General features: G+C 54.2%; 18 protein-coding genes. 7 read left to right on the plus strand and 11 right to left on the minus strand.

Features of this window, described 5'->3' with window-relative positions; translation table 11 throughout:
• Window positions 1-107 precede the first annotated feature (107 nt).
• From BQ5462_RS00455 to BQ5462_RS00470, 4 genes are read right to left on the minus strand one after another with little or no spacing between them, the layout of a single operon-like run.
• Window positions 108-677 carry a precorrin-2 dehydrogenase/sirohydrochlorin ferrochelatase family protein gene (locus tag BQ5462_RS00455; protein WP_071141498.1) on the minus strand — a complete coding sequence of 190 codons (570 nt, stop codon included), beginning with the start codon at window positions 675-677 and terminating at the stop codon, window positions 108-110.
• Window positions 674-2,116, minus strand: coding sequence for a uroporphyrinogen-III C-methyltransferase (gene cobA, locus BQ5462_RS00460; RefSeq protein ID WP_071141499.1), 1,443 nt, complete (start codon window positions 2,114-2,116; stop codon window positions 674-676). The genes BQ5462_RS00455 and cobA overlap by 4 nt, the downstream gene beginning before the upstream one ends.
• Window positions 2,103-2,972, minus strand: coding sequence for a hydroxymethylbilane synthase (hemC, locus tag BQ5462_RS00465; RefSeq protein WP_071141500.1), 870 nt, complete (start codon window positions 2,970-2,972; stop codon window positions 2,103-2,105). Before hemC ends, cobA begins: the two co-directional genes overlap by 14 nt.
• 1 nt (window position 2,973) lies before the next feature.
• Window positions 2,974-3,534 (minus strand): biotin transporter BioY, encoded by a 561-nt coding sequence (locus BQ5462_RS00470; protein ID WP_071141501.1) that lies wholly within the window; start codon window positions 3,532-3,534, stop codon window positions 2,974-2,976.
• Window positions 3,535-3,773: 239 nt separating this feature from the next.
• On the opposite strand from BQ5462_RS00470, the gene BQ5462_RS00475 reads away from it, so the two are divergent.
• Complete coding sequence (locus BQ5462_RS00475) at window positions 3,774-4,649, plus strand: LysR family transcriptional regulator (protein WP_071141502.1); 876 nt, start codon at window positions 3,774-3,776, stop codon at window positions 4,647-4,649.
• 213 nt (window positions 4,650-4,862) lie between these two features.
• On the opposite strand, the gene BQ5462_RS00480 is transcribed toward BQ5462_RS00475, so the two are convergent.
• The 5 genes from BQ5462_RS00480 to BQ5462_RS00500 form a co-directional block, all read right to left on the minus strand.
• Entirely contained in the window at window positions 4,863-5,354 is a 492-nt protein-coding gene (locus tag BQ5462_RS00480; protein WP_071141503.1) for a hypothetical protein, read from the minus strand.
• Between the two features lies 1 nt (window position 5,355).
• Window positions 5,356-6,996: an ArnT family glycosyltransferase gene (locus tag BQ5462_RS00485; RefSeq protein ID WP_071141504.1), complete on the minus strand. Its 1,641-nt coding sequence runs from the start codon at window positions 6,994-6,996 to the stop codon at window positions 5,356-5,358.
• Between the two features lie 83 nt (window positions 6,997-7,079).
• Window positions 7,080-7,661 carry a DUF5714 domain-containing protein gene (locus tag BQ5462_RS00490; RefSeq protein WP_071141748.1) on the minus strand — a complete coding sequence of 194 codons (582 nt, stop codon included), beginning with the start codon at window positions 7,659-7,661 and terminating at the stop codon, window positions 7,080-7,082.
• Window positions 7,662-7,672: 11 nt separating this feature from the next.
• Window positions 7,673-9,112, minus strand: a complete 1,440-nt coding sequence (locus BQ5462_RS00495; protein WP_071141505.1) for an aminoacyl-histidine dipeptidase — start codon at window positions 9,110-9,112, stop codon at window positions 7,673-7,675.
• 50 nt (window positions 9,113-9,162) lie between these two features.
• Window positions 9,163-10,719, minus strand: coding sequence for a YfcC family protein (locus tag BQ5462_RS00500; RefSeq protein WP_012937691.1), 1,557 nt, complete (start codon window positions 10,717-10,719; stop codon window positions 9,163-9,165).
• A 247-nt stretch (window positions 10,720-10,966) separates the two neighbouring features.
• Here BQ5462_RS00500 and aroD point away from each other — a divergent pair, with 247 nt between their 5' ends.
• Complete coding sequence (gene aroD / locus BQ5462_RS00505) at window positions 10,967-11,719, plus strand: type I 3-dehydroquinate dehydratase (protein WP_071141749.1); 753 nt, start codon at window positions 10,967-10,969, stop codon at window positions 11,717-11,719.
• Between the two features lie 19 nt (window positions 11,720-11,738).
• On the opposite strand, the gene BQ5462_RS00510 is transcribed toward aroD, so the two are convergent.
• Entirely contained in the window at window positions 11,739-12,686 is a 948-nt protein-coding gene (locus tag BQ5462_RS00510) for an AEC family transporter (RefSeq protein WP_083378015.1), read from the minus strand.
• Between the two features lie 116 nt (window positions 12,687-12,802).
• Here BQ5462_RS00510 and BQ5462_RS00515 point away from each other — a divergent pair, with 116 nt between their 5' ends.
• From BQ5462_RS00515 to BQ5462_RS00535, 5 genes are all read left to right on the plus strand, one after another.
• Window positions 12,803-13,051 (plus strand): helix-turn-helix domain-containing protein, encoded by a 249-nt coding sequence (locus BQ5462_RS00515; protein ID WP_205407906.1) that lies wholly within the window; start codon window positions 12,803-12,805, stop codon window positions 13,049-13,051.
• Between the two features lie 113 nt (window positions 13,052-13,164).
• On the plus strand, window positions 13,165-14,361 hold the full coding sequence (gene istA, locus BQ5462_RS00520; RefSeq protein ID WP_205407907.1) for an IS21 family transposase: 1,197 nt from the start codon (window positions 13,165-13,167) through the stop codon (window positions 14,359-14,361).
• The gene (istB, locus tag BQ5462_RS00525) at window positions 14,354-15,157 is read left to right on the plus strand and encodes an IS21-like element helper ATPase IstB (protein WP_071141508.1); all 804 of its coding nucleotides are present in this window, start codon (window positions 14,354-14,356) and stop codon (window positions 15,155-15,157) included. Before istA ends, istB begins: the two co-directional genes overlap by 8 nt.
• Window positions 15,158-15,232: 75 nt before the next feature.
• The gene (locus BQ5462_RS00530) at window positions 15,233-15,592 is read left to right on the plus strand and encodes a helix-turn-helix domain-containing protein (RefSeq protein ID WP_205407908.1); all 360 of its coding nucleotides are present in this window, start codon (window positions 15,233-15,235) and stop codon (window positions 15,590-15,592) included.
• Entirely contained in the window at window positions 15,562-16,434 is an 873-nt protein-coding gene (locus BQ5462_RS00535) for an IS3 family transposase (protein WP_235819542.1), read from the plus strand. The genes BQ5462_RS00530 and BQ5462_RS00535 overlap by 31 nt, the downstream gene beginning before the upstream one ends.
• A 208-nt stretch (window positions 16,435-16,642) precedes the next feature.
• Here the strand turns inward: BQ5462_RS00535 and BQ5462_RS00540 are convergent, their stop codons facing one another.
• Window positions 16,643-17,707 carry a TRAP transporter substrate-binding protein gene (locus tag BQ5462_RS00540; RefSeq protein ID WP_235819526.1) on the minus strand — a complete coding sequence of 355 codons (1,065 nt, stop codon included), beginning with the start codon at window positions 17,705-17,707 and terminating at the stop codon, window positions 16,643-16,645.
• Window positions 17,708-17,731 lie beyond the last annotated feature (24 nt).

A 17,731-nucleotide genomic window follows, 5' to 3' on the forward strand; every position in this document is an offset into this window, starting at 1 on the left:
GTTGATATTTATTATTTCTTACAGTTGTTATTATATCAGAGTCTGGAAATAATGCAAGTACTTTTCCGGGATTTTTTCAAAAAAAATCGGGAAAGGGACTTTGGCCTTTACAGTCCCTTTCCCAATAACTCCGCCAGCTTTTTTTTCAGCAAAGCCCGCCGTTTCCCTTCCTCCGGTTCCTCCCGCTGCAGCACTTTACGGAACTGCCCCATGGCCTCGTTGAGGGTCCCCAGATTCTCCGGCATCACCTGCTGCAGCCGTCGTTTCACCCACTGGGCCACCAGAGGGCTGCGGCCGCCGCTGCTGACAGCACACACCAGCTCCTGCTGTTTCACGATGGCTGGAAAGATGAAAGTGCACAGCTCCGGATCGTCCACCACATTCACCGGGATGCCCCGCTTCCGGCACCCTTCACTGATCACCCGGTTCACGGCCCGGTCATCCGTGGCCGCCACCACCAGCCGCCAGGGCTGCCGCTCCAGATCACAGGGCGCAAAGGGACGCTGGTGCAGGATGACATCCAGGCCCCGGATCTCCGGATCCATGGCAGGGGCCACCACCTCCACGGCGGCACCGAATTCTTGTAAGATGGCAGCTTTCCGCCGGGCCGTTCTGCCACCGCCCACCAGCAGCACCGGAGCGTGTTCCAGCTGGATCATCATGGGAAAATAACTCATGGTTCCTGTACCTCCCGCACCAGTCCTGCCACTGAATGGACCATGGCACAGGCCGGTTCAGAAAAGCCTTCTTCCCGGACGGCTTTTGCCGTAACGGGTCCGATACACAGGATCTTCGTCCCGGAGACCAGTGTATAGTGGGCAAAGAAGGAATGGACCCCTTTGGCGCTGCCGAAGATCAGCGTCCCGGGAGCCAGTTCCATTTTTTCGACAGCTGCCCGTTGGACGGGACGGACCCGGTAAATGGGGATATCTTCATAGGCGACTCCGGCTTTTTCCAGGATCCGGGGCAAATCCGGGGAGCCTTCCTCGGCCCGCAATAATACGCACCGTTCCCCGGGTGCCACTGCCCTGGCCAGCGCTTTCCCCAGCGCTTCCGCCGTATAGGTTTCCGGCATCAGATCGGCTGTAAAACCCAGCCGGGACAGCTCGTCCGCCGTTCCTTCCCCCAGGGACGCCAGCCGGCACCCTGCCAGTTTCCGGTGATCCAGGGAATGCTGACGAAGCCACCGGCCAAACAGCCGTACCCCGTTCCGGCTGGTAAACACCAGCCAGGTAGCCTCTAAAATGGACGTGGGCAGCCTGTCGGTGCATGGTTCTATTTCCAGCACCGGAACCTGTTTCACCGACCATCCCAAAGGTTCCAGAGCCATCGCCACCTGGTGGCAGAAGCTGCGACTGCCTGTGACCATCACCGGGTCCTTCGACTCTCCTTCCAGGTGCATGGCCGCTGCAGGGCCTACCACGATGATGGCAGGTGCAAATGCCTTTCCCCGGGCTTTTTCCACCATGGTGGACAGGGTCCCGTCCAGCCGCAGCTCCTCCCCGCTGTACCCGCCGCACAGGACGCTCACTGGGGTCTCCGGGGCTTTCCCATGCTGCAGCAGGGTTTCACAGATATGGGCAAGCTGGCCCAGTCCCATAAGGAACACCAGGGTTCCCTGCAGGTCTGCCAGCGCCTGCCAATCCTCCAGATCTCCATTCCGGGTATGGCCAGTGACCACCGTGAACGAACGGGCCAGCCCCCTATGGGTCACCGGGATACCAAGATGCTCCGGTACCGCCACCGCCGAAGTGACTCCGGGAACCATATCATAGGGGATACCGGCAGCCTGCAGGGCCAGGAGTTCTTCTCCGCCCCGTCCCAGTACGAAGCTGTCGCCTCCCTTGAGACGGACCACCCGTTTCCCCTCCCGGGCTTTCTTCACCAGCAGGTCATTGATGGCTGTCTGTTTCAGACTGTGATGGCCGCAGCGTTTTCCCACCGGAATGGCTTCTGCCCCGTCGGGAATCTCCGCCAGGAGGGCCGGATCCAGCAGGGCATCGTACAGCACCACCTGGGCCTGCCGCAACCGTTCCAGTCCCTCCAGGGTCAAAAGTCCCGCGCTGCAGCCGGCTCCCACCAGCCACACCTTTCCTGCATTTTCATGATTTCCCATCATACAACTCCTTTTTCAGAGACGCCGCCAGCAGAGCATGGTTCTCTGTCCGCCCCTGCCGGAAAGCCTTCACCCCATCCAGCATGGCCCCCAGGCGCACCTCTCCCTTTCGGGGGAAACTGGCGTGGATACCCACTGCCATGGCGCAATCCACCTTCATGCTGCAGAACAGTTCCCGTTCCAGCAAAAAACGCCGCCAGGTGATCCCATGGCTGATTTTCTGGAGAAGTGCCATCAGTTCCCTGTCCCGGCTGCGGCATTCCACAGCAATGATGCCCTGGCAACCGGCAGGCATCACCTGCTCCACGTCAAAGGGATGGAGGTCATAAGCCGATGCATCCACGCCCATCCGTTCCAGGCCGGCCATAGCCAGCACAATGGCATCATATTCTCCCCGATCCAGTTTATGGAGCCGGGTGGTCACATTGCCCCGGATATCCTTGAACACCGCTTCCGGATAAAGAGGTCTGAGTTCTGCGATCCGCCGGGGACTGCCGGTTCCGATGACCAAAGGACCGCCTCCGTTCTTTCCCTTCCGGGTGACCAGCGCATCCCGGGGATCAGCTGCTTTGGGCGTGCCGGCAATCACCAGACCGGGAGCCAGTTCATAGGGAAGGTCCTTGGCGCTGTGCACAGCCAGATCCGCCTCTCCACTGAGGAGTTCCCGCTCGATTTCCCGCACGAAGACGCCCCGTCCGCCGATTTTCACCAGGGCATGGATCCGATCCCGATCCCCGGCCGTGGTAATGGTATGGATGGCCGTTTCCACCTGTACCTCCTGCAATAGCCGACGGACGATTTCCGTCTGGGCCAGGGCCAGCTTACTGCCGCGGGTGGCAATGATCAGTTTTCTCATATTATCTCCTTACCAGAGGGGCCAGTTTCCGATACACCAGCGCAGCCAGTACGCAGATAATGCCGTCCGGGATCACCGTACTGAAGAACCATACTTCCAAAAGTCTGATGAACCCGATGCCCTCCCCATTCTGAAGCACAACGTTGAACATGATAGAATAGTAGACAAGACCGGTGAAATAATAAATCATTTCTCCACCGAACGCTGCCGCCAGCAGCTGTTGCAATCCCGTCTTCCGGTTGTCACCGCCCAATACCCCGGCCACCCAGGCCGCACAGGGAAATCCCAGCAAAAAGCCGAAGGTGGGTTTCAGCAAATAGCCCAGGCCACCTCCATGGGCAAAGATGGGTACCCCTGCCAGGCCCAGCACCAGGTAGGCCAGGACACTCAGAAAACCATGCCGGGACCCCAGGAACAGCCCGGCCAGGATGGCAAAGAAGATCTGGAGAGACACGGTCACCTGAAATGGCCCGACGGGCAGCATGATGTGGATGAACGCACCCACCGCCATAAGAGCCGTAAAGAGACCGCACAATACCAGGCTGCCTGTTTCTTTTTTCACGTTTTTTCCTCCCCCAATGACTCTTTGTAAGCCGCCTTTTCAAAATACTACTATTATATCAGAAATTCCTGGAAAAGAGGGTTGCCCCACAAACATTTCAGATGTAGATCACATCGTTATTAATTATGTTATTTATAAATAAATCTGTTATTATTTTCTTTGATTCTTTTGTATATAATATATTTAAGACAAGACAATAAACAAACCGGGAGAACCACCAAGGTTTGGGAGGAGAAAGTATGAAATTACATCAATTGCGCTATTTCCAGGAAGTCTGCCGGCAGCAGAGCATCACCAAGGCTGCCGAAAATCTCCAAATCTCCCAACCTGCGGTGTCAGCAGCCATCCGCGAGCTGGAAGAAGAGTTTGATCTGAAACTGTTCAAACGATCCCACAAGAAATTGACACTGACCACAGAGGGTTCCTATTTCCTGCTGGAAGTGGAGGAACTGCTGGACAAAGCCAAACAGATCAGCGATGACATGACCCGATTGCAGAAGAAGAACACCTGTATACGGATCGGCCTGCCACCCATGATCGAGTCACTGGAGGTTCCCCTGCTGGCCCAGTTCCACAAAGAATACCCGGACATCCGGCTGGAACTCCACCACGGCAATTCCCTGAGCCTGCGGAAAGCTCTCCAGGAGGAACGGATCGACATCGCCCTGGTCAGTGGACTGGGGTCCGACCAGGCGAACACGGATGCCTGTGCCATGCGCCAGAGTGAAATCGTGTACTGTGTGAACCGGGAGCATCCCTATGCTGCGGAGAAAACCATTTCCCTGAAACAGGTAGCCCAGATGGCCCTGGTGGAAATCGAGGGTCACCAGCATTTCCGGGAAAAGATCCTGGAACGGTTCCATGCAGATCACTGTACGCCCAAGATTCTCTGGTCCACCAGCCAGCTGTACACCAAAATCCAGCTGATCAAGAACGGGGCAGCCGGGGGATTCCTGTACCGGCCGGTGGCCGAACGGGAGCCGGACCTGGTACCCATTTCTCTGAATCCGCCACTGTATTATGGCATCGAAATGCTCTGGCTGAAAAATACCGCCAGCTTCGAGAACATCCATACGTTCCTGGACTTCGCCCAGAAACACGGAGTGACAAAGTAAAAAATCCTGTAGCATGTAACCATATATACCACAGGAATGGAAAAGGCCTTCTGCTGGGGAAGCAGAAGGCCTTTTCCTTGAAAGGAAGTTGTTTATGATGATTTGATGGGGAAGATGTAACAAGGAGGGGTAATCCCTGTTACGAGTATTAGTATAGCCATATCTTGTGTCAAAGGAAGGGCAAATTCTTGAATGATTTGTGAATTTGACTGGTCAGTCAGTCAATCCAAAATACGCATAGACACCCTGTATCAGACTCTGGGCATTCTCCGGGCTAAGGCCCGTTTTCTCGCTCATGAACAGCAGCCCTTTCAGCTGCTGTTTCAGATAGGCATTGAACTTTTCCCGGTCCAGAGAAAGGTTGTCCCCTTCCAGCTTGTCACTGCGGCAGGTGAGCATCACCAGAAGCTTCAGGGTCTCCCCTTCCTTCTCTGCCAGGTAGAACAGAAATGGAAATATCTCCCCCAGCTTCTTAACAAAATCCACCGCTCCCTGGTTCTCCCACAGATACTGTCCGCAATCCTCATGGAAAGAAAGCCCCCAGCGGCTGCAGAATTTTCTGGCCCATTGGGGATGACTGCCCACGTAGTCCAGCAACTGAAAATACCGGGCCGTCCCCTCCGGTTTCTCCAACTCGGCCTGGTGGACCTGGAAACCAATGAACTCCTGTTTCTCCAAATAGGCCTGCAACTGTTCTTCTTCCATATTACCGCTCCTTGATCATAACCGTCCACTGACCGGGCAGCTTGATCCGCTTCCAGGTGGCCGGCCAGTCCTCTTCCAGTTTGGTAGTCAGTTTCTTCGTATGGGTGTCCACCAGCACCACCGCCTTGCCCGACTGCTGCTGCACCTTACCATAAGTAGTCCAGGGCATGATGTTCTTGGCCGACCAGCTGTCCTGCCGGGGCTGGAACGCATCGGCTTCCTGGTCGGGCACCAGCATCACCATCTCCCGGCCCGTATAGAACACCGCAGAGGTGGGATAGCCGCCGCCCCGGATGTAGATGGGCACATCTGCCGGCACCATGGAATTGATGAACTGGGCCGCTGTCTTACCGGTCACATCGTACATCAGCGGCTGGGCCAACAGGTCCAGGCTGCAGCAATGGAAGGCAATGGTCAGCAGGATCACTGTGGAGAACACTTCCTGGCTGCTTTTTCCCTTGTATCGATGCAGGACCAGTACGGCCATGCACAGGGTGTAGATGAGCATGAAGTAAAATACATTCATGGGATGGGCAAATACCTTGGGTGCCAGTTTGGGCAATTTCCAGGCTGCCACAGCCAGTGCTCCGTAAAACAGGATGTTCCCAAGGAGCATCCATCTGACTTCCAGCTTCTGTCCCTTTTTCCAGATGTAATCTGCCGTAAGCACACACAGAGGCAGCAGCAGCGGATACGTATAGGTGATGTATTTGGTGGCCATGCACTGGAAAAACACGAAAATGGCTGCCATCCACAGCAGCAGGAACGCCTCCCGGGGTGCCGGATACTTCCATTGCCCGTTCTTCCGTACCAGATTCCACAGCATGGGCGGTATGAACCCCACCCAGGCATAGGCGTTCAGCAGGTTCACCGCCGTATAGTACCAGATTACATTGTCCCGGGGATGTTCCGAGACCGTTGCCCGCAGCACATTCTGAGTCCCCAGGAAACTACCCAGGAAATCCGGATGGACCCTGGCCATGGCAATGTACCAGGGCAGGGCCACCAGCAGGAATAAGACAATGCCTGAAGGCAGATGGGCGCTCTTCAGACATTTCCAGTCCTTCTGGTACAGCAGGAACAGGGTGATGATGAAACCGGGCATGAGAAACCCGATGGGTCCCTTGGTCAAAGTAGCCAGCCCAGCCAGGAGGTACAGCCCGTAATACCAGTTTTTCTCCCGGGTACTGTAGCCCAGGTAGAAACACAGCAGCGCCCCATCCATGAACAGAAGCAGCATGCCATCCGTGAGCACGCTCTTGGAAATGGTAAAGAACTGCAGGGTCATAAGCAGAAGGACACCGCTGAGGAAGCCCACTTCTTCTCCATAGAGCTTCTTGCCGGCCTTTACCGTAAGCCACAGCCCGCCCAGCCCGAACAGGGAGGGAAAGAACCGGGCACCGAATTCACTGAAGCCAAAAATCTTGAAACCCAGGGCGATCATCCAGTAGGCAAAGACCGGTTTGTCATACCAGTAACGGCCATAGATCTGGGGTGACAGCCAGTCGCCACTCAGGACCATTTCCTTGGCCGTCAGGGCGTAATTCCCTTCCACACTGTCCGTCAGGGGCAGGGAAGAATTCATAAAAAACAACAGAAAAATGGCAGCAGCCCAAAAGCCCAGCCAGTATTTTTTCTTCATACACGTTCCTCCAATGCAGTGTCACAGACATAATAGTTCTATTTTACACTAGAATGGGAGAAGAAAAAAGAGGCAGCTGTCCTTTACCGTGCAACCACCGCCTGATGTTCCGGATTGTAGGGACACCTTTTCCCCAGGCACTGCTGATTCCGGAGATAGAAGCCGCAGACCGTCCTTTCTTCCGGCAGGTCGATCCCGAACCGTTCCTTTACATAAGGAATGGCTGTTTTCAGGGCTGTGAAGGCATCCCGTTTGCAGCACCGGGGCCCTCCGATGGCCGCCAGATTGGCCAGAGCCCGGGCCGTATACGTCATATGGCTGCCCCAGGAAGAATCCGTGGTCAGCGGCCCGGTTCCTTCCAGAAGAGCAAGAGCGGCCCCAACGGAAGCCACAGCCCCGCAGACACCCCAGTGGCCACAGATGGCTCCGGGCATCTGGAGGCCCTCCTGTCGCAGTCTGTTCAATTGTTCCGGCAGATCGAACTCCATGCCCGCATGATGGAGAGCGGTCAGGAGACAGGCTCCATCCAGTACATGGTGCTCCGGCCCGTGGATCCGCACGAAATCCTGTCCCGCCACATGGCGGAAAATGGCCAGAGGATTGGTTTCCTTTTCCCGGGCACAGGCTTCGATGATGGCCTGGGTCCGCTGTTCCATATCATTCATGGTGTACACCCTCATTTCATCCGTTTCAGTACTTCCAGCAGCAGGTTCCAGGTCCGCTGGACGGAAGCGATGTGCATGGTTTCCCGATACGTATGGATTTCCGTCAGGGTGGGCCCCAGGGAAATGCAGTCCAGTCCCGGGAGCTTGGCGGCGAACATGCCACATTCCACCCCGGCGTGGATGGCTTCCACTTTGGGTTCCTTTCCATACTGTTCCCGGTACACCTGGACAAACAGGTCCCGGAGAGGCGAATCTGCCCGGTAGGCCCAGCCCGGATAGTCCCCGGAGCGGATGGCCTGTCCTCCCAGCTGCCGCAGCAGCCCTTCGATCTGTTCCGCCACCATTTCCTTCTGGCTTTCCACACTGCTGCGCACCAGCAGGCCAGCGCACACCTGCCCGTCTTCCGTATAGAGGATCCCCAGGTTCAGGGAGGTCTGGACCATGCCTTCCAGTTCCGGACTCATGACCTGGACCCCTCCCGGCAGACTGGTCAGGAGACACTGGACCTTTTCCGTGGATTCCCGGTCCATGGGCATGCGTTCCGCCCTTGCCGGCTCTGCCGTCACCTGGAGGTCCGGATCGGTCACCTGGAATTCCTGCCGGAGAATCCGGTCAAAAGCCGCCACTGCCTGCCGGAGTTTTTCCGGTTCGGGAGTCAGCACAGCCGCCCTGGCTTCCCGGGGAATGGCGTTGTCCTTGGTTCCCCCTTCCACTTCCACCAGCCGGTACAGGACTTCCCGGTCCAGATGGAGCAGGAGACGGCCCATGAGCCTGTCCCCGTTGGCCCTTCCCTTGTGGATTTCCGCTCCAGAGTGGCCCCCTGTCAGGCCGCTGATCTTCAGTTCCAGGCAGGTGCCGGCAAAGGCTTCCCGCCGGACGGGCAGGGCGCAGTTCACATCCACTCCGCCGGCACAGCCTGAGGTGAAGACCCCTTCTTCCTCCGAATCCATATTGATCATCCGCCGGCCTGCAAGTCCGCTGGCATCCAGATTCACTGCTCCCAGCATGCCGGTTTCCTCGTCCACGGTGAACACCGCTTCCAGCCGGGGCCGGGGAATGGATGGATCATCCAGCAGGGCCAGGCCCATGGCCACGGCAATCCCGTCATCCGCCCCCAGGGTGGTCCCCCGGGCGGTGATTTCATCCCCGGACACTTCCAGGTCCAGGCCTTCCTTTTCCATGTCCTTGGGGCAGTCCGGGGCCTTTTCACAGACCATGTCCATGTGGCCCTGGAAAATCACCGGCTCTGCCTGTTCATATCCGGGAGAAGCCGGTCCCACCAGGACCACATTGTTCAGGGCATCCTGACGGACTTCCAGGCCCCGTTTCCGGCCAAATTCCACCAGCCAGTCACTGATGGCTTTGGTATGGCCGGACCCATGGGGAATCCGGGAAATTTCTTCAAAGAAATGGAACACCCGGCGGGGTTCCAGAGAATCCAGTACGGTCATGACAGCAAAACTCCTTTTCTTGTTGATTGGTTCCATTATACCCCAAAAGGTTACAGGATGCCCAGCATGGGCGCCACGGAAACGATGATCCCGCCGGTAACGAGCAGCAGCAGGGCCCCTTTCAGGATGAACTTCAGGTAGATGTCATAGGGTACCTTGTAGAGTTCCAAAGTCCCCATGTTGGTGGCACTGGGATACAGGGCACTGGTGAAGTTCAGCCCGATGGTGAAGCTGGCGATCAGCAGTACCTGGCCCCCCACCGGCCCGATGGGAGCGGTTTCATACAGGGCATAGGCCACGGCCCCCAGGATGGGCATGGTGATCCCGGCTACCCCGCTGGTGGACTGCATGAAGAACCCGATGGCCACATAGGACAGGATGACGGCCAGGGAGAAAGCCCAGGAAGGCACGCCCTGGAGGGCATTCTGGATCCAGTACACAAAGGTGACGGACATGCCGGCGGTCTTGCTGCCCATGATCACGGAAATCCCATTGGCAATGGCCAGCACCAGCACCACGCTGAGCAGGTCCCGGGCTCCGGCGATGAATTCTTTGATGAAGGTGGCTTCCGGGATCTTGTTGATGATTCCCAGCAGCAGGGCACCGGCCAGGAATACGAAGGAAAATTCTTCAAAATACCAGTCTCCGAACTGGGTGTAATGTTCCGCGCCCAGCAGGTTCCCCAGTACCGGTACCTTGGCCAGGGTGGTAAAAGGCAGATTCACCAGGGTCTTTGCCGTGGTTCCATCCGCAAATTTAATGGAGTCCCAGGGCACATAGCCGCAGATCATGGCAATGACGATCAGTACCAGGAGCCCGATGGAAAGAGCCTGACGGGAGGTGATTTCCACCTCTTCCTGCCTTTCCTCCACCATGGTGTTCACCGGCAGTCCGGCCACAATGGATCTGGAGGGATCTTTCTTCACCCGGGCCGCATACTGGAGCACATAGGCCAGGGCCACCAGATAGAGCACGGCGAAAAGCACCAGCCGCAGGACGATGCCGCTGCCCAGGGACAGGCTTTCATTGCCGATGGCCCCCACGGCAGCCCCCAGGGAGAAAGGGTTCACCACGCTGGCCATGTTGCCGGCCGTGGCCCCCACCGTCAGCACCCCGATGCCGGTGACCACATCATATCCGGCCAGGACGAACAGGGGCACCACCGCCATGGAATAGGCGGGGATCTCTTCCCAGAGGCCGTAAACGGCCCCGAAAAGGGCGGAGAAGAAGGTCAGCACCACAATCAGGGTCTTGCCGGTGAACCGCTTCAGCAGCCAGCCGATCCCGGCCCGCATGGCTCCCACATAGTTCAGCAGATGGAGGAACGCTCCGGCCATCAAGAGGGCAAAGCACAGCTGGGCCGCCTTCACGAACCCCTTGGCCGGGGCCATGATGATGTCCCACAGCCCCATGGGCTGGAGCCCCTGGCCGGCCATCACTTTTCCCTTCACCAGGATGGCATCATAGATGATTTTCTTGGTTCCATGGTCGTTGATGACCACGGACTGGGGCACGAACCAGGTCAGGATGGCTGTGAAGATCAGGAACAGGAAAACGATGGAATAGGAACTGAGCATTTTTCTTTGTTTCTTGGGTTGATCCGCCATGGGGCATTCCTTCTTTCTGCAATGGCATTTTTGGTGATACAGCCGCTGTCTGCGGCAGGGTACAGGAAAATTATACCATGGATTTTTGAATTTTTCGAACTTTTGCATAATTTTATCCGACAGGAAAACATCCGGGAGGACTGTCCTGAAACTTCAGCCTTTCTGTATGCAGCCAGCAGCCTTTATTGACACTTTTCCACCGGCTGCCGTATACTGGAACAAAGAAGAAAAAAGGAGCATATCCATCATGGCCCAACCTGTACTTGTAAAAAATCTGGCAATCGGCGACGGGCACCCGAAAATCGCCGTTCCCCTGACAGCCCCCACCCTGTCAGCCCTGGAAGACGCCCTGGAGACTCTGGAAAAATCACCCTGTGATATGGTTGAATGGCGGGCGGACTGCTATGATTCCATTCGGGAGCCAGGCAGCTGGCGGTCCCCACTGGCTCTTTTCCAGAAGCGGATTCCCCATCTTCCTCTGCTTTTCACCGTACGTACAACAGCAGAAGGCGGGATGCTGGAAATCTCCACCGATGACTACGTGGCCCTTTTGGAAGAAGTCATTGCCAACGGGCCCCTGGACTTGATTGATGTGGAACTGTCACGGGGATTCCAGGTGATGGAACATCTGGTTGCTCAAGCCCACGATTCCGGAATCAAAGTAGTGGGATCCTTCCATAATTTCCAGAAGACCCCTTCCCGGGAGGAACTGGTCCGTACCCTGTGTACCATGCAGGAGCTGGGCTGCGACCTGGCCAAAGCAGCCGTGATGCCCCGGACGGAAAAGGACGTACTGACCCTGCTGGAAGCCACTTTGGAAATGAAGGAAGAACACCCCCGCACACCGGTGATTACTATGTCCATGGGAGCCATGGGAGCCATTACCCGCATTGGAGGCGGCCGTTTCGGTTCTGCCGTCACTTTCGGAACGGCAGGTCCCGCATCAGCGCCAGGCCAACTTCCTGCAGAACTTCTTAAGAGGCTGTTTCCTTTGATATAATATAAAGAAAAATCGTGCTTTACCTATAACAAAACATCCAGTATCCAATGGGGAAAATGACCGCCACATAGACAACCGTCGTTTCCAGGAAGGCCGCTACCGACAGATCTACGTTCAGGTGGAAAAGCTGGGCGGTGATCACCGCATTGATGGCAACAGGCGCTGAGGAGGCCAGGAAAATGGTCCCCAGGAGTACCGGGTCTGCAACCACCAGGCTGGAAGCCCCGCAGATCAGCAGAGGCACCAGCAGGAATCGAATGGGAAACAGCCCTGCAGCCTGCCGCAGGCAGCGATAAGCCCGATGGAAATCAATGGTATAGCCCACAGGCGTGAAAGCGATCCAGGCCTGGATATGGACCAGCAGTCGAAAAAAATCGGTGACACATGCAGGGCGTTCCACCTGGAACAGCTGCAGCCCCAGTCCAATCAGCATCCCGGCCACGCCCAGCTGTTTCCGGGTAAAGAGCAGTTCCCGGAGGCTGAAATGCAAAGGAGCCGCTCCGTCAGTACTGCCTTCCCGGGCAGCATAATACTGGGCCAGGGGAAAAGCCAGCACCACCATCAGGATATTCTGGGGCACGGCAAAAAGCTGGATATAAGCAAAGCTCAATTCCCCATAGAGAATATATCCGCAGATACCGGCCAGGGTCCCGATATTGGCCAGCATGGCAGCCACTACTAGGGTCCCCTGATCCACAAAAGACAGGTGGCGGCATAAGGGGACCATCATTCCCGCTGACAGGAAGGCCACCAAAAGACTCAGGAAAGGCAGCAGAAGCAGATTTCCTTTCAGAGGCAGAATCCAGAAACTGAGCAGATTCATGACCGTGATCAGCACCACTACATTGAACAGCATCATCCCATTGCACTGAGCCATCGTCATCCAGTTCCGCCGCCGCAGGAAATATCCTGTTGCCAAAGGACAGAACACATCAAAAAAAACAGTAAAAAGCTGGGCATGGTTCACTATTTCCTGCCTCCTCATCCATACGAAACTCAACCCGCACAAAGGTATTTTACTCCTTTATGAGCTGACCCCCAATTGTTAGACCAAAAATCTAACAATTGGGGGTTAGTTTTTTTATGGCAAGACACAGCTATGAATTTAAGAAAAAAATAGTACTGGAATACTTGAACAGTGACAAAGGGTGTATTTCTATTTCACGTAAATATGGGATGGCAAGTAGCAGCCAGCTGCTAAAGTGGGCTGCTGCTTACAAGGCATTTGGAGATAATGGTCTGAAGAGATCTCGCTCTCAAAAAATATACTCTTTCAAAGAAAAACTTTCTGTGGTAGAGTCTTACTTAACAAATGTTAAGGCCGGACTATAATTGACCTAAAGGGCCGGAAAAAAATGACCCACCTCATACCAAAGTGGATTACCATAATAATAAGCGACCAAACTTGTTAGGAGGTAGTCCAAATGATAGGAAGTGGGCTTATTATGATAATACGCGATAGTGCAAGAAAAGGCAAGAGCGCATATGCTATCGGTAAAGAGCAGAATATTTCCAAGAATACGGCCAAGAAGTATATGCAAGTGGCTACTCTGCCGGAGCAACCTCATAAGCGCGGTTCCATTCTGGATCCCTTTAAGCCGCAGGTCAACCAGATGATGCACGATGGCATATTCAACTGCGTCGTCATCCTGGAGACCTTGCAACAGATGGGTTACACCGGTGGGAAGACCATCATCAAGGATTATGTCCACGTTTTTCGTCCGCCAAAGACCATCCCGGCTGTGCCACGGTATGAAACCGAGCCCGGCAGACAAGCCCAGATGGATTGGGGAATCTGCCAATATTTGGGCACAGATGGCGAATTCCATAAAGTTCCGGCTTTCGTCATGACCCTGGGATACTCCAGGGCCAGGTACGTGGAATTCACAAAGCGGTGTGACCTCAAAAGCCTGGAACGCTGCATCCTGAACGCTTTCGAATATTTCGGCGGAGTTCCTGATGTTGTGCTGACAGACAACATGAAGACAGTTGTCCTGAAACACGAGGCCGGTAAGACCATCTTCCTTCCCGCTTTCGAAAGTTTCTGTGCCGATATGGGCTTCAAGCCTTCCACCTGTAAGGTACGCCGGCCTCAGACGAAAGGGAAGGTGGAACGTTCTGTCCGTTATCTCAAGGAGAATTTCCTGCCTGGAAGACGTTTCACCAATCTGTACGACCTGAACCGTCAGGCTCTTCAATGGTGCCAGCATGTGAACGGCAAGAAGCATGGGACTACAGGGAAAATCCCTCTGCAGGAATTGGCGGCCGAGCATTTGAACCCGCTCCCGCCTCAGGAACTGCGTAACCGTTACCGCTGGGAAGATCGGCGGATTTCCAAAGATGGATTCGTCAGTTTCGATGGTCATCTCTATGGTATAGATTGGCATTACAGCGGCAGAGAAGCCCGGGTCCGGCTGTACCAGAACCATGTACAGGTATTCGTAGATAACCTTCCTGTGGCAGATATACCGCTCTCTGAAGTAAAGGGATATTATGTTCCGCAGCAGGCGCAATACAGCGGATTGGAGGCAAAGGAAGGCATTGCTTACCCTCGAACGGCAGGAATCCAGATGAAAGAGGATGTGGTGAAACGACCTCTAGCCCTTTACGACAGGCTGATGGAGGTGGTATCCAATGCTTGAAGTGGAGCATGCCAGGCAGCTCCTGGCTGAATTCAATATGCCGGAGGCAGCCTGCCAGCTGGATGCCCTTCTGGAAACGGCCGCTGCAAAAGACTCGACTTTTATTTCGTTTCTCGACCAGCTCCTGAGCTTTCAACAGAAGGAACGAACTGAGAAAGCCATCCGGAAAAGGATGAAAGCTGCGCGGATCCCGGCCGTGAAGACCCTGGAGGAATTCGATTTTTCGTTCCAGCCCAGCCTGAATCCGAAACAGCTCCAGGAACTGCGTACACTTGCTTTTGTGGAACGAGGTGAAAATCTGATCCTGCTGGGCCCGCCGGGGGTCGGCAAGACGCACCTGGCCACCGCGTTTGCGGTAGAAACCCTGCACCACGGCAAAACCGCATACTTCATTACGCTAGCCCATCTTATTGAAGATCTGGAAAAGCGTCGGGAAAAAAGGCTGTTGTCCAGGCGCTGCAAATTTTACGCCCGGCCAGATGTCCTGGTGATAGATGAAGTTGGCTATATGCAGCTGAGCCGGCAGCAGGCAGAATTGCTGTTCCAGATTGTCTGTGCCCGCTACGAGCGGGGCACCATAATTATGACCAGCAACAAGTATTTCAGTGACTGGGGTGAACTCATGAGCGATTCAGTGATTGCGACTGCTATCCTGGACCGATTGCTGTACCATGCTCATGTGATAAATATTAGAGGTGAGAGTTACCGGCTGAAAGATCGTCTGCGTGCAGGTTTGAATCCGGCCGTCCCCCAGCCCGGCCTTGGGAAAACCGGCTTTAAGGACTTCCGGCCCTAAGGCAGAAAAAGCATTGAATTTACCGTTTTATTGGGTCACTTTTAACCGGCCAAATGGGTCAAATTGAACCCGGCCTTGACAACAAATGAAATCTCATATCAGGAATTGGCAATTCGTGTAGGAATCAACAATCCGTCATTGATTTCCAGATGGGTCAATGAATTTAAAATTGCGGGGCCGGATGCGTTACGGTCACATAAAAAAGGTAGGAAAAAGACTTTGAGCCAATCAAAACCCAAAAAAACAGATACCCAGGTTCAACAACCGATGGTCAACATCAGTGTGGAACATGTCCAGGAGTTAGAGAATGAAAACCTTAAACTCCGAATAGAGAATGCTTTTTTAAAAGAACTGAGGAGACTGCGTTTAGAGGACGAAGCAAAAATGAGAGAGTTGCGAAAATCATCTCCAGTCTCCGAGGATCATTCAAGTTGAAAGACATTCTCTCCTATACGCAAATGCCCAAAGCAACCTATATGTACTGGCAGAAACGGTTTGACCGCGAGAATCCAGACCAGGAAGTAGAGGAGAAAATACAGGAAATCCGCAGCCAGCATAAAGATTATGGATACCGTCGCATGACCGGTGAGCTAAAGAACCAAGGGATTTGCGTGAACAAGAAGAAAGTTCAACGTATCATGCAGAAACTGAGCCTTCAGGTAACATCTTTTACCCGGAAGAGCCGTAAATACAGCTCCTATAAGGGTAAGGTAGGAACCATTGCTCCAAATAGGATACATCGTCGTTTTGAGACGAATATCCCTCACCAGAAGATTACGACCGACACTTCAGAATTCAAATACTATGAAGCAGATTCACAGGGACATTTGACTCTGCGCAAGCTTTATCTGGATCCTTTCCTGGACATGTTCAATAATGAAATCATCAGCTATGGAATAGCCAAATATCCTTCGGCTAACAGCATACTGGAAGCTCAAGCCAAAGCAATCAAAATTACTGCTGATTGTCCGTATCGAAGAACATTTCACTCCGATCAGGGCTGGGCATACCAAATGAAATTCTATACCAAAAGACTAAAAAACGAACGAATTTTTCAGAGCATGTCTCGAAAAGGCAACTGTCATGATAACGCTGTAATGGAAAACTTCTTCGGCTTACTGAAGCAGGAAATATATTACGGAGTGACCTACTACAGCTACAAAGAATTAAAAGGCGCTATCGAACGATACATCAAATACTATAACGAGCAAAGAATCAAGGAAAAACTGGGCTGGAAAAGTCCTGTTCAATACAGGCTTTCCTTGCAGGCAGCATAAAAAAGTAACGAGACGGTAAAAACCATCTCGTTACTAAGGTCTAACTTTTTGGGGTCACATCATTATGCGGGTCTTTTGCTCTCTTTTTTATTTTCCATTCTGGGAAAAATAGCCATGCTCAATACCTCTAAAGGCCTGATTTGCTATATAAAAATGACTGCACGCACAAAAAATGAGCATACAGCCATTTCTTCAATCCTGTTTCTTGTTAGGATTTTGCTTTCTCCAGTTCCTCCACCATCAGTGTCCCCAGGCCGCCGGTCTGGGCGTCGATTTTTCTGTACAGTTCCTGGATGGCCGGCAGATTCCGGACTTTCTGGTAAAATTCCGGCTGGTAGGTCACCAGGATCATGCCTTTTTTCTGAAGCTGGTCCTTTCCGTCCCTGTCCACCTGCACCAGGCAGGACGCCAGTTCTTTCATGGCTTCCTGCACCGATTCCTCCAGCACTTTCTGATAGGCTTCCGGCAATGCGTCAAAGGCTTTTTTGTTCAGGACCATTTCATTGGCGTACAGGATCACATTGGTTTCGGCCACATATTTCTGTACTTCATTGAAATGGGCAGAAACAATGGTATCTGCCGCATTCTCTTCTGCATCCACAATGCCGCTCTGGAGGGAGAAATACAGTTCCGGCCAGGCCAGAGGCGTAGGATTGGCCCCCAAGGCTGACCAGAAGGCCATATGGTTCTTGTTGCTCATGGTACGGATCTTCATATTCCTGAAATCTTCGATGGTCCGCACCGGCCTGTTGGAGGTCATGAGCCGGTAGGTGCCGTTCTGCAGGGTCCCCATATAATGGAGCCCTGACCGGTCATAGGCAGCGGCCAGTTTTTTCCGGAAAGGACCGTCTCCGTTCAGCACCCGGTCGATGGTCTTCCCATCATAGGGAGCGAACACCATGGGCAGATCGAATACAGCGCCCTCGGGTACGAAGGCCGTCACCGGAGCCATCTGCCCCACCACCAGCTGAATGTCGTTGGCCCGCAGCTGGCGCAGCAGGTCTTCATCCCCACCCAGTTCAGCGTTGGGATGGTAATCGATTTTCAGGCGGCCTTCCGTTTTGGCCGCCACTTTTTTGGCCACCAGTTCCCCGAATCGCTGGCCTACGGAGCCTTTCCCGGAGGAATCGCCCCCCACCAGGGTCACCTGGGGCAGATCGGCATAGGGTCCTTTGGCTGCTGCCTGTTTCTGTTCCTTCCGGCTTCCGCAGCCGCTGAGGCCCAGTAGCAGCAGGCCTGCCAGGCACGCCGTAATCAGTTTTTTCATGTTCATATGCATCGTCCCTTTCTCCTTTTC

This window comes from Acidaminococcus timonensis (genome assembly GCF_900106585.1).
GTDB classification, from domain to species: Bacteria; Bacillota; Negativicutes; order Acidaminococcales; family Acidaminococcaceae; genus Acidaminococcus; species Acidaminococcus timonensis.